Source organism: Massilia sp. YIM B02769, assembly GCF_030411995.1.
In the GTDB taxonomy this organism is placed as follows: Bacteria; Pseudomonadota; Gammaproteobacteria; order Burkholderiales; family Burkholderiaceae_D; genus Telluria.
In genome coordinates, this window is sequence record NZ_JASNRC010000008.1 from 171,818 (window position 1) to 194,990 (window position 23,173).

20 protein-coding genes are annotated in these 23,173 nt (G+C 65.5%); 9 read left to right on the plus strand and 11 right to left on the minus strand.

Going from position 1 to position 23,173, the window contains the following annotated elements:
* Window positions 1–107 precede the first annotated feature (107 nt).
* The 6 genes from QPK31_RS14605 to QPK31_RS14630 all read right to left on the minus strand — a co-directional run bounded on the left by QPK31_RS14605 (window position 108) and on the right by QPK31_RS14630 (window position 6,555).
* Complete coding sequence (locus QPK31_RS14605) at window positions 108–1,040, minus strand: electron transfer flavoprotein subunit alpha/FixB family protein (RefSeq protein ID WP_290423657.1); 933 nt, start codon at window positions 1,038–1,040, stop codon at window positions 108–110.
* 14 nt (window positions 1,041–1,054) lie between these two features.
* Complete coding sequence (locus tag QPK31_RS14610; protein WP_290423658.1) at window positions 1,055–1,804, minus strand: electron transfer flavoprotein subunit beta/FixA family protein; 750 nt, start codon at window positions 1,802–1,804, stop codon at window positions 1,055–1,057.
* A 218-nt stretch (window positions 1,805–2,022) separates the two neighbouring features.
* Window positions 2,023–2,250 carry a sulfurtransferase TusA family protein gene (locus QPK31_RS14615; RefSeq protein WP_290423782.1) on the minus strand — a complete coding sequence of 76 codons (228 nt, stop codon included), beginning with the start codon at window positions 2,248–2,250 and terminating at the stop codon, window positions 2,023–2,025.
* A gap of 326 nt (window positions 2,251–2,576) precedes the next feature.
* Window positions 2,577–5,189: an alanine--tRNA ligase gene (alaS, locus tag QPK31_RS14620; protein WP_290423659.1), complete on the minus strand. Its 2,613-nt coding sequence runs from the start codon at window positions 5,187–5,189 to the stop codon at window positions 2,577–2,579.
* A gap of 260 nt (window positions 5,190–5,449) precedes the next feature.
* Entirely contained in the window at window positions 5,450–6,217 is a 768-nt protein-coding gene (ugpQ, locus tag QPK31_RS14625; protein WP_290423660.1) for a glycerophosphodiester phosphodiesterase, read from the minus strand.
* Entirely contained in the window at window positions 6,214–6,555 is a 342-nt protein-coding gene (locus tag QPK31_RS14630; RefSeq protein WP_290423661.1) for a DUF1294 domain-containing protein, read from the minus strand. The genes ugpQ and QPK31_RS14630 overlap by 4 nt, the downstream gene beginning before the upstream one ends.
* Window positions 6,556–7,227: 672 nt before the next feature.
* Between QPK31_RS14630 and QPK31_RS14635 the strand changes: the two genes are divergently transcribed.
* Window positions 7,228–7,665 (plus strand): DUF3597 domain-containing protein, encoded by a 438-nt coding sequence (locus QPK31_RS14635; RefSeq protein WP_290423783.1) that lies wholly within the window; start codon window positions 7,228–7,230, stop codon window positions 7,663–7,665.
* Between the two features lie 82 nt (window positions 7,666–7,747).
* Here the strand turns inward: QPK31_RS14635 and QPK31_RS14640 are convergent, their stop codons facing one another.
* On the minus strand, window positions 7,748–8,797 hold the full coding sequence (locus QPK31_RS14640; protein WP_290423662.1) for a serine endopeptidase: 1,050 nt from the start codon (window positions 8,795–8,797) through the stop codon (window positions 7,748–7,750).
* Between the two features lie 308 nt (window positions 8,798–9,105).
* Window positions 9,106–10,146 carry a tryptophan--tRNA ligase gene (trpS, locus tag QPK31_RS14645; protein ID WP_290423663.1) on the minus strand — a complete coding sequence of 347 codons (1,041 nt, stop codon included), beginning with the start codon at window positions 10,144–10,146 and terminating at the stop codon, window positions 9,106–9,108.
* Window positions 10,147–10,467: 321 nt separating this feature from the next.
* On the opposite strand from trpS, the gene QPK31_RS14650 reads away from it, so the two are divergent.
* Window positions 10,468–12,792 (plus strand): family 1 glycosylhydrolase, encoded by a 2,325-nt coding sequence (locus QPK31_RS14650; protein ID WP_290423664.1) that lies wholly within the window; start codon window positions 10,468–10,470, stop codon window positions 12,790–12,792.
* 241 nt (window positions 12,793–13,033) lie between these two features.
* Window positions 13,034–14,809, plus strand: a complete 1,776-nt coding sequence (locus QPK31_RS14655; protein ID WP_290423665.1) for a cation:proton antiporter — start codon at window positions 13,034–13,036, stop codon at window positions 14,807–14,809.
* A 4-nt stretch (window positions 14,810–14,813) separates the two neighbouring features.
* On the opposite strand, the gene QPK31_RS14660 is transcribed toward QPK31_RS14655, so the two are convergent.
* Together QPK31_RS14660 and QPK31_RS14665 are read right to left on the minus strand one after the other, a co-directional pair.
* Window positions 14,814–16,421 carry an NAD(P)/FAD-dependent oxidoreductase gene (locus tag QPK31_RS14660; protein ID WP_290423666.1) on the minus strand — a complete coding sequence of 536 codons (1,608 nt, stop codon included), beginning with the start codon at window positions 16,419–16,421 and terminating at the stop codon, window positions 14,814–14,816.
* Complete coding sequence (locus QPK31_RS14665; RefSeq protein WP_290423667.1) at window positions 16,421–17,932, minus strand: polyamine aminopropyltransferase; 1,512 nt, start codon at window positions 17,930–17,932, stop codon at window positions 16,421–16,423. Before QPK31_RS14665 ends, QPK31_RS14660 begins: the two co-directional genes overlap by 1 nt.
* A gap of 65 nt (window positions 17,933–17,997) precedes the next feature.
* Here QPK31_RS14665 and QPK31_RS14670 point away from each other — a divergent pair, with 65 nt between their 5' ends.
* Genes QPK31_RS14670 through QPK31_RS14695 form a run of 6 tightly spaced genes read left to right on the plus strand, consistent with a single transcriptional unit; the run spans window position 17,998 to window position 22,730 of the window.
* A complete protein-coding gene (locus QPK31_RS14670) occupies window positions 17,998–18,384 on the plus strand; it encodes a DUF350 domain-containing protein (RefSeq protein ID WP_290423668.1) in 387 nt (128 codons plus the stop codon).
* Window positions 18,385–18,418: 34 nt separating this feature from the next.
* Window positions 18,419–19,465, plus strand: coding sequence for an SPFH domain-containing protein (locus tag QPK31_RS14675; RefSeq protein WP_290423669.1), 1,047 nt, complete (start codon window positions 18,419–18,421; stop codon window positions 19,463–19,465).
* A 10-nt stretch (window positions 19,466–19,475) separates the two neighbouring features.
* Complete coding sequence (locus QPK31_RS14680; RefSeq protein ID WP_290423670.1) at window positions 19,476–20,930, plus strand: DUF4178 domain-containing protein; 1,455 nt, start codon at window positions 19,476–19,478, stop codon at window positions 20,928–20,930.
* 6 nt (window positions 20,931–20,936) lie between these two features.
* Window positions 20,937–21,110, plus strand: a complete 174-nt coding sequence (locus QPK31_RS14685) for a hypothetical protein (RefSeq protein ID WP_290423671.1) — start codon at window positions 20,937–20,939, stop codon at window positions 21,108–21,110.
* The gene (gene speD / locus QPK31_RS14690; RefSeq protein WP_290423672.1) at window positions 21,107–21,466 is read left to right on the plus strand and encodes an adenosylmethionine decarboxylase; all 360 of its coding nucleotides are present in this window, start codon (window positions 21,107–21,109) and stop codon (window positions 21,464–21,466) included. Before QPK31_RS14685 ends, speD begins: the two co-directional genes overlap by 4 nt.
* A gap of 31 nt (window positions 21,467–21,497) precedes the next feature.
* The gene (locus tag QPK31_RS14695) at window positions 21,498–22,730 is read left to right on the plus strand and encodes a CaiB/BaiF CoA-transferase family protein (RefSeq protein ID WP_290423673.1); all 1,233 of its coding nucleotides are present in this window, start codon (window positions 21,498–21,500) and stop codon (window positions 22,728–22,730) included.
* Between the two features lie 30 nt (window positions 22,731–22,760).
* Here the strand turns inward: QPK31_RS14695 and QPK31_RS14700 are convergent, their stop codons facing one another.
* Window positions 22,761–23,087, minus strand: a complete 327-nt coding sequence (locus QPK31_RS14700; RefSeq protein ID WP_290423674.1) for a hypothetical protein — start codon at window positions 23,085–23,087, stop codon at window positions 22,761–22,763.
* Between the last annotated feature and the right edge of the window lie 86 nt (window positions 23,088–23,173).

Here is a 23,173-nt window from a genome sequence, read left to right on the forward strand (position 1 = left end):
CCCTACGAGCACTGTGGCTCACCGACAACGTAGGGTGGGTTCTTGAACCCACCTGTCACGGTTGCGTCAATGCACGCGAATGGTGGGTTCGAGAACCCACCCTACATTCAGCCCAGCTCTTGCGCCAGCTGCGGAATCACTTCGAACAGGTCGCCGACCAGGCCGTAGTCGGCCACCGAAAAGATCGGCGCTTCCGGATCCTTGTTGATGGCGACGATGGTCTTCGAGTCCTTCATGCCGGCCAGGTGCTGGATCGCGCCCGAGATACCGACGGCGATGTACAGCGACGGGGCGACGATCTTGCCGGTCTGGCCAACCTGCCAGTCGTTCGGCACGTAGCCGGCGTCGACCGCGGCGCGCGAGGCGCCCATGGCGGCGCCCAGCTTGTCGGCCAGCGGCTCCAGGATCTTGAAGTTGTCGCCCGAGCCCATGCCGCGGCCACCGGAAACGATGATCTTGGCGGCGGTCAGTTCCGGACGGTCCGACTTGGCCAGCTCGCGGCCCACGAAAGCGGACTTGCCGAAGTCGGCAGCGGCGGCGATCGTTTCCACGGCAGCCGAGCCGCCGGTGCTTGCTGCGGCGTCGAAGCCGGTGCCGCGCACGGTGATGACTTTCACGCTGTCGCTCGACTGCACGGTGGCGATCGCGTTACCGGCGTAGATCGGACGCTCGAAGGTGTCCGGCGAATCGACCTTGGTGATTTCCGAGATCTGGGCGACGTCCAGCTTGGCGGCGACGCGCGGCAGGATGTTCTTGCCGTAGGCGGTGGCAGGAGCCAGGATGTGCGAGTAGGAACCGGCGATGGCCAGGATCTGCTCGGCCACGTTCTCGGCCAGGCCGTCGGCGAAGTAAGCCGCGTCGGCGACCAGCACTTTCGCGACGCCGGCGATCCCTGCTGCGGCTTCGGCGGCGGCGCCGCAGTTCGAGCCGGCGACCAGGACGTGGACGTCGCCGCCGCACTGGGCGGCCGCGGTCACGGTGTGGTGGGTTGCGCCCTTCAGGGAGCCATTGTCGTGTTCAGCAATTACGAGTGCGACCATGATGTGTCCTATATTTAGATGACTTTGGCTTCAGTGCGCAGTTTCTGCACCAGGGTGGCGACGTCCGGCACCTTCACGCCGGCCGAGCGCTTGGCCGGCTCGGCGACTTTCAGGGTCTTCAGGCGCGGGGTCACGTCGACGCCCAGGTCTTCCGGCTTGACGGTTTCCAGTGGCTTCTTCTTGGCCTTCATGATGTTCGGCAGCGTCACGTAGCGCGGCTCGTTCAGGCGCAGGTCGGTGGTGACGATGGCCGGCAGGCTCAAGGCCACGGTTTCCAGGCCGCCGTCGACTTCGCGGGTCACGGTCACCTTGCCGTCTTCCAGCACCACTTTCGAGGCGAAGGTCGCTTGCGGCCAACCCAGCAGGGCTGCCAGCATCTGGCCGGTCTGGTTCGAGTCGTCGTCGATGGCCTGCTTGCCGAGGATGATCAGCTGCGGCTGCTCTTTATCGGCCAGCGCCTTCATGATCTTGGCCACGGCCAGCGGCTCGGTGTCGCCGGCGGTTTCCACCAGGATGCCGCGGTCGGCGCCGATCGCCATGCCGGTGCGCAGGGTTTCCTGGCACTGCGGCACACCGACCGACACTGCCACCACCTCGGTGACCTTGCCGGCTTCCTTCAAACGGGTCGCTTCTTCGAGCGCGATTTCGTCGAACGGGTTCATCGACATTTTGACGTTGGCGATATCGACGCCGCTGCCGTCGGACTTGACGCGGACCTTGACGTTATAGTCGACCACGCGTTTGACGGGTACCAGGACTTTCATAGGTGTGCCTTTGAAAAATGGAAGAGTAGGACAGCTAAAGTGGCCTAGATTATAAGAGATAAACTGCTGCCAAACCGGATTAAAGCACGATCGTGCGATTTTTGGCTAGAGTGAATCTTCGAAATCGTGCTCAACGACTAAGAATCCGTGAAAATCAGGAGGGAACGGACGGGGCAAGGAAGCCGCCCCGCCGCTTGGCGCCGCGTGCACCGGAAGGTTTATTTACGGCGCATCAGGAAGGTAAACTCGCCGTTTTCGGCGGTGTGGGCCAGCAAGGCATTGCCGGTCTGCTTGGCAAATGCCTGGAAGTCACGCACGGAGCCGGTGTCGGTGGCCACGATGCGCAGGACTTGCCCGCTTTCCATCTCGGCCAGCGCCTTCTTGGCTTTCAGGATGGGCAAGGGACAGTTCAGTCCGCGCGCATCCAGGTCTTTCTGGAACTCCATGGTGTCAATGTCGATAATGGTGTCGCTCATCGCTCGCCTGCTAGGTGGTGGTACTGAAATCGCATACTACTCCAATTCGCGCAGTATGACGCAGCGCACCAAAATAGTCACACATTGTTGCAGGGCTACAACCGAAGCACGAAAGTGACGGGAACGCTTGCACTGTCATGCGACATGTGCTCATCAATAAGCACCGGGGCGGTGCACGAGGTGATTCGGCCATGCCGTGGCATCGGCCTGCACGCGCCGGAGATGCCGTCCATTCCCGGCAAAAAAAAACGCCGCATGGAGCGGCGTTTTTTGAAGCAAAGCGGAAGCGCGGTGGCTCAGGCGGCGCGTTCGCCCACCCAGCCGGCCACGCCGGCCAGTGCCTGCGGCAGGCCAGCCGGATCGGTACCGCCGGCTTGCGCCATATCCGGACGGCCGCCGCCCTTGCCGCCCACTTGCTGGGCCACGAAGTTGACCAGTTCGCCCGCCTTCACTTTACCGGTGGCGTCCTTGGTTACGCCCGCGATCAGGCTGACCTTGCCCTCGACCACGCTGGCCAGCACGATGGCGGCGGTGCCCAGCTTGTCCTTCAGCTTGTCCATCGCTTCGCGCAGGGTAGCGACATCGGCGCCTTCCATCGTTGCAGCCAGCACCTTGATACCGTTCACGTCGACGGCCTGGTTCAGCAGCTCGTCGCCCTGGCCGGCGGCCAGTTTCGACTTCAGCGCCGCGACTTCCTTCTCCAGCACCTTGACTTGATCCTGCACCTGGGCGATGCGCGATGGCAGCTCGTCCGGGCCGGTCTTCAGGGCCGAGGCGGCGGCCAGCAGCTTGGCATTGGTTGCCTGCACCCAGGCCAGGGCGCCCTCGCCCGTCACTGCCTCGATACGGCGGATGCCGGCTGCGACGCCGCCTTCCGACACGATCTTGAACAGGCCGATGTCGCCGGTGCGGGTCACGTGGACGCCGCCGCACAGCTCTTTCGAGGAACCGATGTCGAGCACGCGCACTTCGTCGCCGTACTTCTCGCCGAACAGGGCCATGGCGCCATGTTTCACGGCGTCGTCGAAGGACATGTGCTGGGCCAGGGTCGCGTGGTTTTCCAGGATCTCGCGGTTCACGATCTGCTCGACCTGGGCGATCTGTTCGGCGGTGACCGGTGCGTTGTGGCTGAAGTCGAAGCGGGTTTTGTCCGGGTCGACCAGCGAGCCCTTCTGCTGCACGTGGCCGCCCAGCACTTCGCGCAAGGCCTTGTGCATCAGGTGGGTGGCCGAGTGGTTGCGGATGGTGCGCGCACGCTTGGCCTGGTCCACTTGTGCATCGACGGTGTCGCCGACCTTCAGCGAACCCGAACGCAGCACGCCGTGGTGGCCGAACACATCGGCCTGGATCTTCAGGGTGTCTTCGACTTCGAACTCGCCGGCGCCGGCGCGAATCAAGCCGTGGTCGCCGACCTGGCCGCCCGATTCCGCATAGAACGGGGTGGTGTCGAGGACGACGATGCCTTCCTGGCCCGCCTTCAGTTCCTGCACCGACACGCCTTCGCTGTACAGCGCCAGCACGTGGGTGTTGTGCACCAGCGACTCGTAGCCGACGAACTTGGTCTTGTCGCCTGCGTACTCGACCTTGGCGGCCATCTTGAACTTGCCGGCGGCGCGGGCGGTTTTCTTCTGCTGCTCCATGGCGGCAGTGAAACCTTCCTCATCGAGGGTGACATTGCGCTCGCGGCAGATGTCGGCGGTCAGGTCCAGCGGGAAACCGTAAGTGTCGTACAGGGTGAAGGCGGTGCCGCCGTCCAGCTTTTGCGGATCCTTGGCCAGCTGGGCTTCCAGGATCTTCATGCCGTTTTCCAGGGTCTCGCCGAAACGCTCTTCCTCGGCCTTCAGCACCTGGGCCACGCGCTCCTTGGCGTCGGTCAGTTCCGGGTAAGCGCTGCCCATCTCGATGTCGAGGTCTTCCACCAGCTTGTAGAAGAACGGACGGGTCTGGCCCAGCTTGTGGCCGTGGCGCAGGGCGCGGCGGATGATGCGGCGCAGGACGTAGCCGTGGCCTTCGCTGCTCGGAATGATGCCGTCGACGATCAGGAAGGAAGCGGCGCGGATGTGGTCCGCGATCACTTTCAGCGAGTTGTTGTTCAGGTCGCTCGCGCCGGTTTCGCGGGCGGCTGCCTTGATCAGATTCTGGAACAGGTCGATCTCGTAGTTGCTGTGCACGTGCTGCAGCACCGCGGCCAGGCGTTCCATGCCCATGCCGGTGTCGATCGACGGCTTCGGCAGCGGAGTCAGCACGCCCGATTCGTCGCGGTTGAACTGCATGAAGACCAGGTTCCAGATCTCGATGAAGCGGTCGCCGTCTTCTTCCGGCGAGCCTGGAGGGCCGCCCCAGATGTCGGCGCCGTGGTCGTAGAACACCTCGGTGCACGGGCCGCAAGGGCCGGTGTCGGCCATCTGCCAGAAGTTGTCCGACGCGTAGCGCGCGCCCTTGTTGTCGCCGATGCGGATGATGCGCTCTTTCGGCACGCCGATTTCGTTGGCCCAGATGTCGTAGGCTTCGTCGTCCTCGAAGTAGACGGTGACGGTGAGTTTTTCAGCCGGCAGCTGGTAAACTTTCGTCAGCAGCTCCCAACAAAAGTTGATCGCGTCGCGCTTGAAATAATCGCCGAAGCTGAAGTTACCCAGCATTTCGAAGAAGGTATGGTGACGCGCGGTGTAGCCGACGTTTTCCAGGTCGTTGTGCTTGCCGCCGGCGCGCACGCAGCGCTGCACGGTGGTGGCGCGCTTGTAGGGGCGCGAATCGAGGCCCAGGAAGACGTCCTTGAACTGCACCATTCCGCTGTTGGTCAACAACATGGTCGGATCGTTGCCCGGCACGAGCGGGCTGGACCGTACGATCGTATGGCCCTTGGACTCAAAGAACTTGAGGAACTTTTCGCGAATTTCGGAGGATTTCATGTTGGCGGATGCGGAAAGAGAGCAGTACGGTATATAAAGGAAACGATTATATCAGTCACTGGTAACTTATTTATATGGTGTGCTGCGGGGGTCGTGTCCGCGAGTCCGCAGCGTCTTCCGTAGGGTGGGCACCCCGTGCCCACGCGGATTCAAGATACCAATAACAGTGCAGGCAACAGCCCCACGCGCGTATGCAAGCGATTTTCGGTTGGCGGCGCCGATGATCGTTCGATGACACCGCGTGGACACAGGTGTCCACCCTACCCGGGCCCGATCAAATCGATGCGGTCGGTACAAAAGGCATCCACGCCCCACCCCAGCAGCGCACGGGCACGCGCCGGCTCGTTCACGGTATAGCAAAACAGCGCGAATCCCGCCGCCTTCACCGCCTCGGCCAATTCGCGCGTCAAATGCCGATGATTCACATGCACCGCCACCGCCTCCACGGCCCGCACCCGCCGCTCCCAATCCGGCGGCAGTTCGCTCATCAACAGCGCCCTCGGCACCTCGGGCGCCACCTCGCGCGCCGACTCCAGCGCCAGCTCGCTGAACGACGACAGCAGCGGCACCTCCGCCCAGCGCCCGGCCGCGATCTCGTCGGCAAACATGGCCGCAGCAATCCGCGCCACCGTCCCGCCGGTCTCGATGTCATACCCCGGCGCCGGCTTGATCTCCATGTTCATCCACACGCCATGCGCCTTGCAGAATCCCGCGTATTCGACGAACAGCGGCACCGGCTCGCCATCGAACGCCCGCCCGAACCAGCTCCCGGCATCCATCGCCGCCAGCTCCAACCCATCGTAATCGAACACATTCCCTGCCCCGACCACCGTGCGGCCGAGATAAGGATCGTGCATCACCACCGCCACCCCATCGCGCGCCAGCATGATGTCGTATTCGATGGCCCGGAACCCGCGCCGCATGCCTTCCAGCAGCCCAGCCATGGTGTTTTCCGGCGCCAGCGTGCCGCCGCCGCGGTGCGCCAACACGCGTTGGGGGTAAACCCAGCCAGGAAAGGCCGGGCTCATGCGCCAGCCATCCGCGAAGAGAGATATACGAAGCCCGCCACATTCGCCGCCACCGTCATCCAGAACAAGCGCTGGAACGACCGCTTCGTCGACTTGTGCCGCAGCCATTGCTGGGCCAACAGCCCACCCGGCCAGCCGCCCACCAACCCCAGCAGCAATAAGGTGCGCTCCGGCGTGCGCCAGCCGCCCTTCCTCGCCGCCGACTTGTCGATCGCATAGGCCACGAAGCAACTGAGACTGGTCACAACATAGGCGCCGGCCACCAGCCAGGGCAAGTCCCAGGCCAGTGCCGCGCCGGCGTACAGAAAGGCAAAGAGGAGCAAAGGCAGATAAGGCATCCCATCAGCTTAGCGCGGGCGGCCCGTAATTACCAGCCGGCAGCGAATGCCGGTTTTTCTCTGTTGTGCGTTCGTCAGCGTACCGAAACGCAGTGCTCAACCGTCCTACCCTTTCGCTTCAACGTCAATGAAGCAGGAGGACACATGGGTTTTGATTTAGGGAACTTGCTCGGGCAATACCTGGGCGGCGGCGCCAACACGGCGCAGGCATCGGACGATTTCGACCGCGCAGCGCAAGCGGCGCCGCGCGACACCCTCGCACAAGGCCTGGCCCAGGCATTGCGCTCGGACCAGACGCCACCCTTCCCGCAGATGCTGGCCCAGATGTTCGGCAACAGCAATCCAGACCAGCGTGCGGGCATGCTGAACCAGTTGATCGCCGGCGCCGGCCCTGGCCTGCTGGGCAAGCTGGGCGGCCTGTTCGGTGGCAATGCCGGCGGCAAGATCACGCCGGAACAGGCTTCGCAAGTCTCGGAGCAGCAGATCAAGGACATCGCCGAACAGGCGCAGAAGGAAAACCCTGGCATCCTCGACCGCATGGGCGAGTTCTATGCCGAACACCCGACCGCCGTGAAGGCCATCGGCGCCACCGCGCTGGCCGTTGCACTCGGCGCCATGGCGCAGGGCATCCAGCGCCGCAATTCAACTTCCACCCCCGAAAAGGAGAACAACGTGGGCATCCTGAGCAATATCTTCCATAAGATCTTCCCGCAGAAATCGGCCCCGGCGCCGCAGCAAAACGCGCCAGCCGCCGCACCGGCACCGGCCGCGCCTGCCCAGCCTGCAGGCCAGGCCGCACCGAACCCGGCCCCGACCGCCCCAGCCGCCGCCGCCCCGGCCTCGACCCTGAACCAGCAGGTCGACGTGGAAGAAATCCTGAACGCCAAGCTGAAAGCCTCGGGCCAGCAGCTGAACTGGCGCACCTCGATCGTCGACCTGATGAAGCTGCTCGACCTCGACTCCAGCCTGGCCGCGCGCAAGGAACTCGCCGCCGAGCTGCACTACAGCGGCGACACAAGCGACTCGGCCTCGATGAACATCTGGCTGCACAAGCAGGTCATGAAGAAGCTGGCCGAAAACGGCGGCAAGGTGCCGGCCGACCTGCAATAAGGCTTTGCGTTAGCGGTAGTTAGGGTAGTTAAGGCTCAAGGACTGCGCCGGCATTGCCGCCGCCGGTCCTTGAGCCGATCCTTCAATCCGCCAGCGTCGTGTTCGCCGCGGTTCCGCACGAGAAGCAGAACCGCGCGAACGCGTTCTTGCGCGTGTTGCAGCAGCCGCAGCGGTCGAACAGGCCGATGCCGCAGTGCGGGCAATAATCGATGCTCGTGTCCTTTAAATCCACCGTACGCTCGCAGCCCGGGCACACGCTCTTGGCCAGGCGCTGCAAGGCCATGTCGTAGCGCATGGTCTGGCGCCGCGCCACGTCGGGCAGCGCCTCGGTTTCCTTCTGGCGCGCCAGGTAAGCCTGCAGCGACAGGATCGCATAGCGCCCCACCACCACCGTCACCACGATCCCCACCAGGTAGCGCACATAGCCGCCATAGCTCGGCAAATAAGGCACCAGCTCGAAGAAGAAGGCGAACAGGGCAAAGTAGATGAAGCCCCAGGCGAAGGGCCACCAGGTGCTCTTGCGCTTGTGCTTGAACAGCCAGCCGGCGACCGCCAGCAGCGGCAGGGTCAACGCCAGCCGGTACAGGAAGACACGCAATTCCTTGGAACGCGCCGCTTCATAGTGCGCCTGCATGGCCGGGGCTTCCAGCGCCTGCCAGTTGCGCTCCACGCTTTCGGCCTGCTGGGTGGCGTCGAGCATGGCCTGGCGCTGGGCTTCCACCGCGCCCAGGGCCTTGCGCTCCTCGGCTTCCAGGGCGTCGAGCGCTTTCGTGCGGGTGATGAGTTCGGTGTCCTGGTCGGGCCGCGCCGTGACCCGGCGCGTGGCGAGCCAGTTATCGAAGGAGGCACGGGCCGAGGCCGTGTTCGAGCGCGCCACCTCGTGCTGCTGTTCGGCTTGCTGGAGCGCGGCTCGGGCGGCGGTCTGCTTGTGCTCGGCCGCATCGCGCTGGGATTGGAGCGCGGCAAGGCGCTGCGGGTCCATGAACTGCTCGACCGTCAGGGGCGCCTCGACGTCCCACAGATTTTCGACGATCTTGCCGCCCAGCCCGATCAGGAAGGCGGCGAAAATGAAAGCAACCAGCCACAGTGCGCGGCCCATCCACCGCTCGGTCAAGCGCAACCCTTTTGACATGATGACAAGCTCCTCGAATGACGATGGAGCGCAGCTTGTCACATGTCAAAGCGAGGGGCCAGCTGGCAGAACGAAGGAGCATGCCGCGATACCGGGGGTATCGGAAAGTGGCGTAGGGTGGTCGGCTCCACCCGGGTGGTGGAAAGCACGCTGCGTGGACGCCGCCCACGCGTTCAAGCGGCTCCAGAACCGTCACGGCAATTCACAGGATCGTTGAACGCGTGGCCGGCGCACCCGTCGCGTGTATTCACGCCAGGGGGTATAGCCGTCCACCCTACATCATGGCAACGCGAACGGCGCCACCAACATCAGAAGTATGAGAGGCCCAGCGCGCGGCGCACTTCGTCCATCGTCTGCGCCGCGGTTTCGCGCGCCTTCATCGTGCCCTCTTTCAGCATCTGCAGCACTTGGCCCTTGTCCTGGGCATAGTGCTCGCGGCGTTCGCGGATCGGCGCCAGCATTTCCTGCAACACCACGTCGAGACGCTTCTTGACGATGCTGTCGCCCAGGCCGCCGCGGGTGTAGTGCGCTTTCATTTCTTCCAGCGCTTCTTTCTCCGGATCGAAGGCGTCCAGGTAGAGGAAGGCGACGTTGCCTTCCAGGTGGCCCGGGTCCGAGACCTTCAGGTGCAGCGGGTCGGTGTAGACCTGCTTGACGGCGGCGCGGATGGCGTCGGCGCTGTCGCCCAGGTTGATGGTGTTGCCGAGCGACTTGCTCATCTTGGCCTTGCCGTCGATGCCCGGCAGGCGGCCGATTTCCGGCACCAGGGCCTTGCACTCGACCAGGATGTCGCGGTTCGCGATGCGGTTGAAGCGGCGCACGATCTCGTTGCACTGCTCGATCATCGGGATCTGGTCTTCGCCCACCGGCACCAGGGTCGCCTTGAAGGCGCTGATGTCGGATGCCTGGCTGGCCGGGTAGGTCAGGAAGCCGGCCGGAATGTCGCGCTCGAAGCCGCGCAGCGCAATTTCCGTCTTGACCGTCGGGTTACGCTCCAAGCGTGCGACAGTCACGAGATTTAAGTAATAAAATGTCAACTCGGCCAGTTCCGGAACCTGGGACTGGATGAAGATCGTCGAGCGCGACGGGTCGATGCCCACGGCAAGGTAATCCAGCGCCACCTCGACCACGTTACGGTGCACCTTATTGGTGTCGTCCATGTTGTCGGTGAGCGCCTGGGCGTCTGCGAGCATGACGAACTGGCGGTACTGGTCCTGGTAAGCCACGCGGTTGCGCAGGCTGCCCACGAAGTGGCCAAGGTGCAAGGGACCGGTCGGACGGTCGCCGGTCAGGATGACCGGTGCTGGTTCTGGATGCTGGGCTGAAGCTGGGGTGTGTTGTTGGCTCATCGGGTTTCCGGTTCCTAGTGGTGCCCCGATCCTGCCGCGCTAAACGAAAAACGCCACCTGAATCGAGGCGGCGTTCATCGAGTCACATCTTCTCTGGGCCGCGCGCTGTCAGCGGCGCCACCAGGTGCAGAGCGAACGATGTGGTTTCAAGAAATTCATGGGTGGCATGGTTGCAGGTTGGCGGCGCGCTGTCAACCGCGCGTTGCGACAATTGCACTTATTGATCGGGACAGGGGGACCCGGCTAACCAGACCGAACTTTCTGCTTTCGGCGGCCATCTAAAAAATTCGCTGTTGTCAAAATTATAAAGAGTGGTGATTTATGAATACCAATACGAGCCTGAACAGCCAATCCCGCCCCCTGGAACTCTGGGGCGGCCTCGAATGCACCGTCAACCGCGTCCGCGACGACTACTTCAGCCAGCTCGACCGCAATGGCCACGCACTGCGGGCCTGCGACATCGGCCGTTTTGCCTCGCTCGGCATCCGCGCCATCCGTTACCCCATCCTCTGGGAGCGCACCGCCCCGGAGGGCATCGATAAAGCAGACTGGTCCTGGCCCGACGAGCGCCTGCCCGCCCTGCGTGAAGCCGGCGTCACCCCGATCGCCGGCCTGATCCACCACGGCAGCGGCCCGCGCGACACCAGCCTGATGGACCCGGCCTTCCCGGAACGCCTGGCCGAATACGCCGGCGCCGTGGCCGCACGCTATCCCTGGCTCGAGTACTACACCCCGGTCAACGAGCCCTGCACCACCGCCCGCTTCGCCGGCCTGTACGGCGTCTGGTACCCGCACGCCAGAGACGACCGCAGCTTCATCGAAGCCCTGCTGATCCAATGCCGCGCCGTGGTGCTGTGCATGCGCGAAATCCGCAAGGTCAATCCGAACGCCAAGCTGGTGCAGACCGACGACCTCGGCAAAACCTACAGCACGCCCGAACTGGCGGACGTCGCCGATTTCTATAACGAGCGCCGCTGGCTGGCCTGGGACCTGCTATGCGGCACCGTCGGCCCCGAGCACACGCTGTGGAACTACCTCACGAAAACCGGCATCGCCGCCGAGGAATTCCTCTGGTTCCGCGAGAATCCTTGCCCGCCGGACGTCATCGGCGTCAACTACTACGTGACCAGCGAGCGCTGGCTCGATCACCGTCCGGAGCGCTATCCCGAGCACCACCGCGGCATCGCCGACGGCATTCCCTGCGCCGACATCGAAGCCTCGCGCGCGCTGGCCACGCCGACCGCCGGCATCGGCCCGCTGCTGCAGGAAGTCTGGGACCGCTACCACCTGCAGATCGCGATCACCGAAGCCCACATCGACGCGAATCGCGAAGACCAGCTGCGCTGGCTGCTGGAGATCTGGCAGGCCGCGAACACGGCGCGCGCCAACGGCGTCGACATCCGCGCCGTCACGGTGTGGTCGCTGCTCGGCTCCTTCGACTGGAACAGCCTGGTCACGCAGAACCGCGGCTACTACGAACCGGGTCCTTTCGACGTGCGTTCGCCGCTGCCGCGCCCGACCGCGCTGGCAGCGATGATGCGCGAACTGGCCGATGGCAAGCCGCTGTCGCACCCGGTGCTGCGCGGCCAGGGCTGGTGGCGCCGTCCGGGCCGCTGGCTGTGCGCGCCGGTCGCCACGCCCGCCGCCCTCACCTCGATCTCGGCCGATGGCCATACCCTGGTCGGCACGAGCGCGGCGCCGATCCTGATCCTGGGCGCCAGCGGCACCCTGGGCCGCGCCTTTGCCCGCATCTGCCAGAAGCGCCACCTGAACTACAAGCTGCTGTCGCGCCACGACATGGACATCGCCGACCCGGCCTCGGTGGAACGCGCGCTCGGCCTGCATAAACCCTGGGCCGTGATCAATACTTGCGGCTACGTGCGCGTGGACGATGCCGAGGGCGACCTGGAGCGCTGCTTCCGCGAAAACCGCGAAGGCGCCGCGATCCTGGCCGCAGCCTGCGCCCACCACGGCGTGCACCTGACCACCTTCTCGAGCGACCTGGTGTTCGATGGTGCGAAGGGCAGCCCGTATGTCGAGAGCGATCCGGTGGCGCCGCTGAATGCCTACGGGCGCAGCAAGGCAGAAGCCGAAGCCGCGGTGCTCGACGCCCATCCGGGCGCCCTGGTGGTGCGTACCAGCGCCTTCTTCGGGCCATGGGACCAGCACAACTTCGTGACCCAGGCGCTGGGTGCGCTGGAGCGTGGCGAGTCCTTCGTCGCTGCGAGCGACATGACGGTGTCGCCGACCTATGTGCCGGACCTGGTGCATACCTGCCTCGACCTGGCCGTGGACCGCGAGTGCGGCATCTGGCACCTGAACAACGTAGGCTCGGTGAGCTGGTACGAGCTGGCGAAGATGGCGGCGGAAAAGGCCGGCATCGAGACTGGCCGCCTGGAAGCACGCGCCTCGTCGGAGCTGGGCATGACGGCGCCACGCCCGTCGTATAGCGTGCTGCACAGCGAGCGTGCGATCCTGCTGCCGAAGCTGGAGAACGCGCTGGACCGTTTCATCGAACTGCGCGGCACCGACGATCCCGAGTACGAGGAACTGGTCAAGACGGCCGAGTCACGCCAGCCGGTGGCGAGCGGGCATCGCCAGCAGGAAGAAACGCCGGCGGAAGCGTTCCAGGCCAAGAGCTTCTAGGACGATCGGCTTGCGACGTAGGGTGGGCGCCCCGTGCCCACGCGTGACGGTCGATCATTGTTGGCGTATTTTTGTCCGAACATACCGCCAACAGTGATCATGCTTTACGCGTGGGCACGGAGCGCCCACCCTACGTTATCCAACAGCCCGGCCATCGATCACGCCATCGGGTTTCACGCGTCCCGAAAATCCGCCGTTATAAAATGCCAATGCCAGCCCACAACCGCAAAGGCCTTTCCCCGTGCACGAGCAACACGCCTTCCCCTTCCTGCGCGAAATCCTGCTGTTCCTGATCCTCGCCGGTATCCTGATCCCGACGCTGCAGCGCCTGCGCATCAACCAGGTGCTCGGCTTCCTGGCCGTCGGCACCCTGGTCGGCCCCTTCGGCCTCGGTCTACTCGCTGCCGACGTCCACTGGCTGTCCTGGCTCACCTTCCCCAGCGGCCCCGGCATCTCGATGCTGGCCGAGATCGGCGTCCTGTTCCTGATGTTCATGATCGGCCTCGAACTCTCGGCCGCGCGCTTATGGTCGCTGCGGCGCTGGGTCTTCGGCGCCGGCAGCGCGCAGGTACTGGCCAGCGCCGCCATCATCGGCGCCGCCGTCGTGTTCCTGCTCGGCGAGCCCGCCCCCAGCGCCATCATCCTTGGGCTGGTGCTGTCGCTGTCCTCCACCGCCGTCGTCATGCAGCTGATGAGCGAGCAGCAAAGCACCGGCTCGCGCCTGGGCCAGGCCGCGTTCGCCGTCCTGATGCTGCAAGACCTGGCCGTGGTGCCTATCCTGATCCTGATCGGCGCGCTGGCAAAAGGAAACGGCGACGGCGCCGCCATGCTGGCCGTGGTCACGATGGCGAAAGCCGGCGGTGCGATCGCTCTCATCTACCTGGTCGGCGGACGCGTGATCCACCCGCTGTTCAAGGCATTCGCACGCCAGCGCCAGCCCGACGTTTTCATGGCCCTGATCCTGCTCAGCACCTTCGGCATTGCCGGGCTGTCGGCGGCGGCCGGTTTGTCGATGGCGCTCGGCGCCCTGATCGCCGGCCTGCTGCTGGCCGAGACCGAGTTCAAGCACGAGGTCGAGCTGATGGTCGAGCCCTTCAAGGGCCTGCTCATGGGCCTGTTCTTCATGACCGTCGGGATGCAGATGGATACGCGCCAGGTAGTCGAGGCGCCGCTCTGGCTGGCGGCGTTCGTCGCCGGCCTGGTGCTGGTGAAGGCAGGTGTGATTGCTGTGATCTTCCGCATCGGCCGCCTGCCCTGGCCGCGCGCCGTCGAAGGCGGCCTGCTGCTCGGCCAGGGCGGCGAATTCGCCTTCATCGTGATCGGCTACGCCATCTCGACCAAACTGCTGGCACCCGGCCTGGGGGCGCGCGTGATGCTGGCGGTCGGCCTGTCGATGTTCATCACGCCGCTGCTGGCGCGCCTGGGCCGCAGCATCGGCGAGCGCGCCGAACGCCGCGAGCAGGCACACGTCATGCAGGTCGACGATGCCGACCTGGCGGCGGCGCGCGGCCGCATCATCATCGCCGGCTATGGCCGCGTGGGACAGCAGCTGGGCAAGCTGCTCGAGGCCCAGCGCATCGATTTCATCGCCTTCGAGAACAACGCCAGGATGGTGTCAACGCTGCATGCGCAAGGCTTGCCGGTCTACTTCGGCAATGCCGCGCGCTGCGAGCTGCTGCGCCGCGTGCACGCCGACGAAGCACCCGCCATCGTGCTGACCATGGATCACCCGGCATCGGCCCTGCAGGCGGTGCGCGGCATCCGGCGCGACTTCCCGCACGTGCCGCTGTTCGTGCGCTCGCGCGACGAAAAGCACGCACGCGCCCTGCGCCTGGCCGGCGCCACGGTGGTGGTGCCGGAGACGCTGGAAGCGAGCCTGCAGCTGTCGGCCTTCGTGCTGGAGACGATGGGCCTGGACGAACGCACCGTGGACGATATCGTCGACCGCGAGCGCGACCTCTTCGCCGAGCAGCTGAACGATGCCGGCCTGCGCGAAGCCGGCACGCACCGCGCCTGACGCGTCAAGCCAGGGCACGCTCCGCCGCGCGCCAGCCCCACCACGAGGCTTCCTCGAACACCGACAAGCCGGACAAATCGGCATGCGCGAACAGGACAGGACCGTCCGCTTCGCGCAGCGCCGCCATCCCCGCGTTCGAGCGGAAACCCGGCGCCGGCACCGCCATCGCATGCGCGCGCAAGGTGATGTCGACGCGCTCGACGTTCGCCGCCAGCGTCCAGCCATAGGCCGCCTTCAGGTCGGCGCTCGCCAGTTCGATCAATTCTCGCGCACCCGCCGACTGCATCCAGCGCCGCGCCGCCAAAGCCGTCATGTGCGACAGCGCCACGTAGGCCGTGAACACGCTGCGCTCGGCCGGCTCCATGCGGATGTCCTGGTGGGTCGAGACCACATAGCCCAGCCCCGGCTCGGACTGCACCACGTTGTCCCAGGACAGCGCCACGTCGTCGCGCTCGCGCGGCGGGTGCCGCATGACGAAATTGGCGACCAGCCAGGGCGCGTATTCGGGCAAATGGCGCCGCATATCGAAACCGTCGTCGGCCATCCCCTCGACCACGCGCGCCGCGACAAAGACCGGCATCGCGCAGACCGCCTTGCGGGCGCGGACAAGGTAAGTCATGGGCATCCCGTTTTCCAAACTGAAGCACAGCGCCTCGACGCCACTGCCCGTACGGCGCACGCGCACCGCCGTGCCGGGCCGGCGCGGGACACCCGAGCGCGCCGCCATGCCCGCCGCCAGTGGCGCCAGCCCGCCCGGCCAGGTCAGCACCGCCGAATCGGACGCATTCGCCGCCCGCCCGCTGCGCCCGGCAAAGTAATGCAGCCCGGCCCAGGCCGAGACCCGGTCGTAGCGCGCGCCGTAGTCGTCGCGGCAGCAGTAATTCAGGTACCAGTGCAGGCTGGGCGCGCGGTAGCCTTCGCGTTCCAGCCATGCCTTGAAGCTGATGCGGTCGAGGTCCGCCTGCGCCATGTCGGTTGACGACAGCGCCGACGGGAACACGAACAAGCGCTTGCCGTCCGCACCGCGCTGCCCGCGCAGGCGTTCCATGTGGGCGAAGAAGCGCCGCTGCTCGGCCAGCTCGGCCTCCGGCACGCCGAGCGCAGGCACCAGGCCCTCCTGCCACCGCCCGTTCACCAGCAGCCGCTCCTCGGGCGCATGCACGATGTAGCGCTCGTCGTAATACGGCGTCTCGCCAAAGGAATCGCGTTCGATGATGCCCAGGTCGGACAGGATCGCGCGCACGTGGGTCGATTCCGTCGACGGCAGCGGCAGGTAGTGGGCGCCGGTCGGGCATTCCAGCTCGCCGTAGCGCGCCCCGGCCGCGTTGCCGAAGGCTTGCGGCCCATCGATCATCAGCGCCCGCGCCCCTTCCCGCCCCAGCTTCCAGGCCGCCGTCAACCCGGCGATGCCCGAGCCGAGGATGACGACGTCGGTCTCGATCGCGCTGGAGGGCGGCGGCAAGGCCCGCGCATCGCGCAGGAAGTGGCCCTCTTCGCGCCCAGGATAGCTGAGATGCGGCGCGATCTCTTGCCAGCGCATGAAACCGGCACCGCTGGCCAGCGCCGCCAGCGACGCGCCACCGGCCGACAGCAAGAACGACCTGCGGTCCATCAGCGGATCACCTGGCGCCAGTCTTCCTCGAACTCGTGCACCAGCGACTGCGTGTTGAGGCGGTTCGGCGCCATCTGGCGCCGCCCCATGTCGGGCGGGAAGGCGAACATGGCGCGCGTGGTCTCGGCGTCGAGGTAGCGCATCGGCAGGCGGTAGCTGTCGGGCGGCTGGTAGCGTCCCTGCGGCGAGGCGAGGATGAAGCCCCACTCCCCGAACGACGGCACGTACAGGTGGTAGGGCCAGGTCTGCATGCCCACTTCGCGCAGCGTCGCGTCCACCGTCCAGTAGGCGTTCGGCGCGAAATACGGCGAGGTCGATTGCACCACCACCAGGCCATTCGCCGCCACGTGCTTCTTCAGCACGCCGTAGAACGGCACCGAATACAACTTGCCGAGGGCGAAGCTGGACGGGTCGGGAAAGTCGACGATCACCGCGTCGTACATGCCGCGGTCCTGCTGCAGCCAGATCGCGGCATCGGCATTCACCACCGTCACGCGCTTGTCGGCGAAAGCGTGCGCGTTCAGCTTGACCAGTTCCGGGCGGCTGGCAAAGGTGCCGGTCATGGCCGGGTCGAGGTCGACCAGGGTCACGTGCTCGATGTTCGGGTAGCGCAGCACTTCGCGCAGGGCCAAGCCATCGCCGCCGCCCAGCACCAGCACCCGCCTGGCCCAGGGTAGCTGCTGCAGCACCGGGTGCACCAGCGCTTCGTGGTAGCGGTATTCGTCGCGCGAGGAGAACTGCAAATTGCCATTGATGTAGAGGCGCAGGTCGTCCTTCCAGCGCGTGATCACCAGGCGCTGGTAAGGCGTGGTGGTGGAGTAGACGATGTCGTCGCCGAACAGGCTGCGCTCGCCCCAGCCGACCATGCGGTCCGAGAGCACGAAGCCCATCGTCAGCACCAGCAGCACCGAGCAGGCGCGCAGCACGCGGCCGGTCATGTTCGCCAGTTCGCGGCGGAAGGCGTACAGCGTCCAGAGGCCAACGCCGACATTCAGCATCCCGAACAGGAAGCCGGTGCGCACCAGCCCCAGGTGCGGCGCCAGCACCAGCGGGAACAGCAGCGACACGGCCAGCGCGCCCAGGTAGTCGAAGGTCAGCACCCGGCTCACCAGTTCAGCGAACTCGGTGCGGCGTTCGTTCAGCGCGCGCATCACCAGCGGCACCTCCATCCCGACCAGCATGCCGATCATGAAGACCAGCGTGTAGAGCAGCGTGCGGAAGGGGCCGGCCATCCACGAAAAGGCCATGAACAAAAAGGCGGCCGAGACGCCGCCGATCAGGCCCACGGCGAGTTCGATGTCGATGAAGCGCGCCAGCACGTCTTCGTCGCGCACGTACTTCGAGAAGTGGGCGCCGACGCCCATGGCGAACAGGTAGCAGCCGATGATGGTGGAGAACTGCAGCACCGAGTCGCCAAGCAGGTAGCTCGACAGCGCGCCGGCGATCAGTTCGTAAGCCAGGCCGCAGGAAGCGACAACGAACACCGACAGGATAAGAATTCTTTTGGTCATGAAACGGCTTTTGTTCTAAGATCGCGATGTGTCGTCATAAAGACAACTTTCTCTGGAGAACCTGAGTGCCCGCCATCCTAGCCTATCTGCTGCACCTCGCGACAGCCATTGCGATGGTCATGGCATTTTTTGTGGTGTACACCCGGGTCACGCCCTATGACGAAGTGCTGCTGATCCGCCAGGGCAACGGCGCCGCCGCGCTGTCGCTGGGCGGCACCCTGCTCGGCTTTTCCGCCACCGTCGCCTCGGCCCTGATGCACACCGCCAGCTACTACCAGTTCCTCGGCTGGGGCCTGGTCGGCATGGTGGTGCAGCTGCTCGTGTTCCTGGTCGCCACGCGCATGCTGCGCATGTCGAAGGACCAGATCGAGGCGAACAATTGCGCCTTCGGCGGCCTGCTCGGCGCGATCTCCCTGTCGATCGGCCTGATCAACGCCGGCAGCATTTCCTGATTTTTTCCGTTCCCGTTCCTTCCTGGAGCCCATCATGTCCCTCGGTTCATTCATCAAGAAGCAGTTTATCGACGTCCTGCAGTGGAACGAAGATGCCGAGGGCGTGCTCGCCTGGCGCTTCCCGATGCAGGACTTCGAGATCCAGAACGGCGCCGTGCTGAACGTGCGCGAATCGCAGATGGCGGTCTTCGTCGACGAAGGCCGCATCGCCGACGTGTTCGGCCCCGGCACCCACACGCTCACCACGCGCACCCTGCCGGTGCTGACCAACCTGAAGAACTGGGACAAGCTGTTCGATTCGCCCTTCAAGTCGGACGTGTACTTCTTCAGCACCCGCGTGCAGACCGGCCGCAAGTGGGGCACGCCGCAGCCGATCACGATCCGCGACAAGGACTTCGACATGATCCGCGTGCGCGCCTTCGGCATGTACTCGTACCGCATCGGCGACCCGCGCGCCTTTTTCACCGAAATCAGCGGCACGCGCGACACCTACACGCGCGACCAGGTCGAAGACCAGCTGCGCGGCATCCTGATGGCGACCATGGCGTCGTCGCTGGGCGGCTCGAACGTCGCCTTCCTCGACATGGCCGCCAACCAGGCGCTGATGGCGCAGCAGGTCTACAAGGACCTGGCCACTGCCTTTGCCCGCTACGGCGTGAAGCTCGACGAGTTCAACGTGGCCAGTGTCAGCCTGCCGGAAGAACTGCAGGCGGCGCTGGACGAGCGCATCTCGGCCGGCATGAAGGGCAGCCTGGGTGCCGACCGCATGAGCGGCTTCACGCAATTCCAGGTGGCCAGCAGCATCCCGCTGGCGGCGCAGAACGAAGGCGGCCTGGCCGGCATCGGCGCCGGCGTGGGCGCCGGCATGGCGGTGGGCCAGGCCATGGCCCAGGGCATGACTGGCGCGTTTGCGCAGCAGCCAGGTGTACCGGCTGCCGCTCCGCAAACGCCGGCTGCGCCGGCCCAGGACTCGATCGAGGACCGCCTGAGCAAGCTGAAAGGCCTGCTGGATAAAGGCCTGATTTCCGCCGCCGACTACGACAGCACGAAGGCCGAGCTGCTGAAAAAGCTGATCGGCTGAACGGCTGCCAATGCAGAACGTCTCCTGCCCTTCCTGCGGCGCCCCGGTCTCCTTCCGTTCCCACGCCTCCGTCATGGCGGTGTGCGAATTCTGCCGCGCCTGCGTGCTCAAGGAAGCCGGCGCGGTGCGCGACCTCGGCAAGATGTCCGAGGTGCTGGAAGACTATTCGCCGATCCAGGTCGGCACAAGCGGCGAGCATGGCGGGCGCAGCTTCACCGTGGTCGGGCGCATCCAGCTGCGCTACGACGCCGCCATGTGGAACGAGTGGTATGTGCTGTACGACGACGGCGCGGGCGGCTGGCTGTCCGACGCATCGAGCCAGTACGTGCTCACGGCCGAGCAGGAACTGAAGGACGACTATCCGGCCTTCGATGCCATGCGCCCGGGCGGCCAATACCGCTTCGGCCTCGGACCGCAAACGCTGGCCGACCGCCGCGTGGCCACCTGCACCGGCGGCCAGGGCGAGCTGCCGTTTCGCGTCGGCGCCGGCTGGCAGGCGCGCGTGGCCGACTTCCGGCGCGAGAGCCAGTTCGCCACCCTCGATTACTCCGACGGCGACAAGCCCCTGCTGTACAGCGGCTTCGCGGTCACCCTGCCCGGCCTGAAGGCCCAGCTGCTGCGCGATGACGAACAGATCAAGGCCAGCGCCGGGCGTTACCGCGGGCGCGTCGAGTCGCTCTTGTGCCCTTCCTGCGGTACGGCGATCGGCTACCAGCCGGGCATGGCCACCAACCTGGTGTGTCCTGCCTGCCAGACGCGCCTGGACGCCAGCACGCCGCAGGTGCAGGTGCTGGCCAAGGGAGAAGAAGCGGGCCGCGTCCAGTTGACCATCCCGCTCGGCGCCACGGCGCGCATCAACGGCCAGGAGCTGCGCGTCAGCGGCGTCATGCAAAGAATGGACGACGAAGGATCGACCTGGTTCGAGTACCTGCTGTTCGATGCCAAGGGCGGCTTGCTGTGGCTGGTGGAGACCGACGAAGGCTGGCAGCGTTCGCAGGTGCTCGACACCTGGCCGACGCCAGCCAATCCGGTGGTTGAGGAAGTCATGCTCGACAAGCTCCCCTACCGCAAGCTGTACGGCTACGAGGCCACGGTGCTGTACGCGGCTGGCGCCTTCAACTGGCGCGTGGCGGCCGGCGACAAGGCGCAGGTGGTCGAGTACGAGCGCGGCACCACGCGCCTGTCGGCCGAACTGACGGCGGACGAGCTGACCTGGAGCCGTTCGACGCCGGTGGCCGACGACCAGGTCCGTACCTGGTTCGGCAAGCAGATGGCCGCGCCGGTGAAGCCCCATGCGGCGGCGCAGATGGACGGCGGCAGCGGATCGGCGGCGAAGTTCACGATGTGGCTGATCGCCCTGAACCTGGTGCCACTGCTCTTCAATTTCGGCACCGTGCTGTTTTTCACCATCATCGGCCTGGTGCTGCTCTGGCTACCGCTGATGTTGACGTCGAAGGAAACCTGACACCCCATGCGTAACAAGTACTCCGCCTATGCCCTGCTGGTTATCATCGTCATCGTGGTGGTGAGCTGGATATCGCTGTTCAGCTCTTCGTCGAACACCGGCGGCGGGCGCTGGGGCGGCGGCTCCGGCTATTCCGGCGGCGGGTATTCAGGCGGCTCCTACGGCGGTGGGCACAAGTGACGGCGCTGCACCGTCCCGCCGGCATCCACCTGCTGGCCGATCTGCACGGGATCGAGGCATCGCTGCTGACCGACGCCGAACGCATCGACGCCCTGCTGCGCGAAGCCGCGCTGGCCGCCGGCGCACGCATCCTGCACAGTCACTTCCATGCCTTCGGCCCCGGCATGGGCATCACCGGCGTGCTGCTGCTGGCCGAATCGCACATCTCGATCCACACCTGGCCCGAGGTCGGCTTTGCCGCCGCCGACATCTTCATGTGCGGCGCCGCGCGGCCGCAACTGGCGCTCGATGTCATCGACCAGGCCCTCGCACCGGGCGCGCGTGAAGTAAAAATCATCGAACGCGGCCAGCTATAATCGGCCCTCTTTCAACCTGGCGAAAAAGACAATGACCGATACTTCGAAAGCACTCGGCCACATCCGCGTGCTCGACCTCTCGCGCGTGCTGGCCGGCCCCTGGTGCGCACAGAACCTGGCCGACCTGGGCGCCGACGTGATCAAGATCGAACGTCCCGGCAGCGGCGACGACACGCGTGCCTGGGGTCCGCCCTACGCAAAGGACGCGGACGGTCAGGACACCAGCGAAGCCGCCTATTACCTGTCCGCCAACCGCGGCAAGCGCTCGGTGACGGTGGATATCGCGAGCAGCGAAGGTCAGGCCCTGATCCGCGAACTGGCGCGCCACTCGGACGTGGTGCTGGAAAACTTCAAGGTCGGCCACCTGAAGCGCTATGGCCTCGACTACGAATCGCTGAAGGCGGTGAAGCCGGACCTGGTCTACTGCTCGATCACCGGCTTCGGCCAGGACGGCCCGTATGCGCACCGCGCCGGCTACGACTTCCTGATCCAGGGCATGGGCGGCCTGATGTCGGTGACCGGCGAACGCGACGAACTGCCCGGCGGCGGCCCGCAAAAGGCCGGCGTGGCGCTGACCGACCTGATGACCGGCATGTACGCGACCATCGCCGTGCTGGCCGCACTGACGCACCGCGACCGCACCGGCGAAGGCCAGTACATCGACATGGCCCTGCTCGACACGCAAGTGGCGATGCTGGCCAACGTCGGCAGCAATTACCTCAACAGCGGCAAGGCGCCGAAACGCTGGGGCAATGCGCACGCCAACATCGTCCCTTACCAGACCTTCGCCTGCGCCGACGGCCACATGATCGTCGCTGCCGGGAACGATGGCCAGTACCAGAAATTTGTCGAAGCCGGCGGAAAGCCCGAACTGGCGCACGATCCACGCTTCGTCACCAACCCGCTGCGCGTGCAGAACCGCGACGTGCTGGTACCGTTGCTGGCCGAGATGGCGGCCACGCGCGGGCGCGACGAGTGGATCGCGATGCTGGAAGAAGTGGGCGTGCCGTGTGGGCCGATCAACGACGTGGGCGAGGTGTTCGCCAACGAACAGGTGCAGGCGCGCGGGATGGCGATCGATCTGCCGCATCCGGCGGCCGGCAAGGTGACGCTGGTGCGCAGTCCAATGAAGATGTCGGCCACGCCGGCGACCAGTGCAAAGGCGCCGCCGCTGCTGGGCGAGCACACCGACGAGGTACTGCGCGATGTGCTGGGCAAGAACGGCGACGAGATTGCGGCGCTGCGCGGCAAGGGTGTGGTGTAGGCTTTCTTCCCCTGCTGCGCTGTTTGCGGATTAGTGCAGCTTGTGCTTGAAGTCGGACAGCTCCGCGTGGACGCGGGTGACCACCGCTTCCAGGTGCGCCGGCATTTGCGGGCTGGAGCGGCTGATGCGCTTGGCTTCGTCGCCCATGTCTTCCAGGCTGTCGACGCACTGGACGATTCGTGCTTCATCGTTCGACTGCATGACATCGCGCGCTTGCTTCAGCTCGCGCGAAATTTTCTCGATACAGTCGCGCATTTCCTTCGGCGTGTCTTGCGACGAGCGGCAAGCCTGCTCGGCTTCACCGATGGTTTGCTGCAGATGGCTGTAGCGTTGCTGGATTTCGTTTGCTTGCAACATGATGACCTCCGTTTTGAAGAGAGCAGCCGATTTTAGCGCCGGGAGAAAATGGATGCGTTTTGCGCGTACGTTACCCGGATGAAATC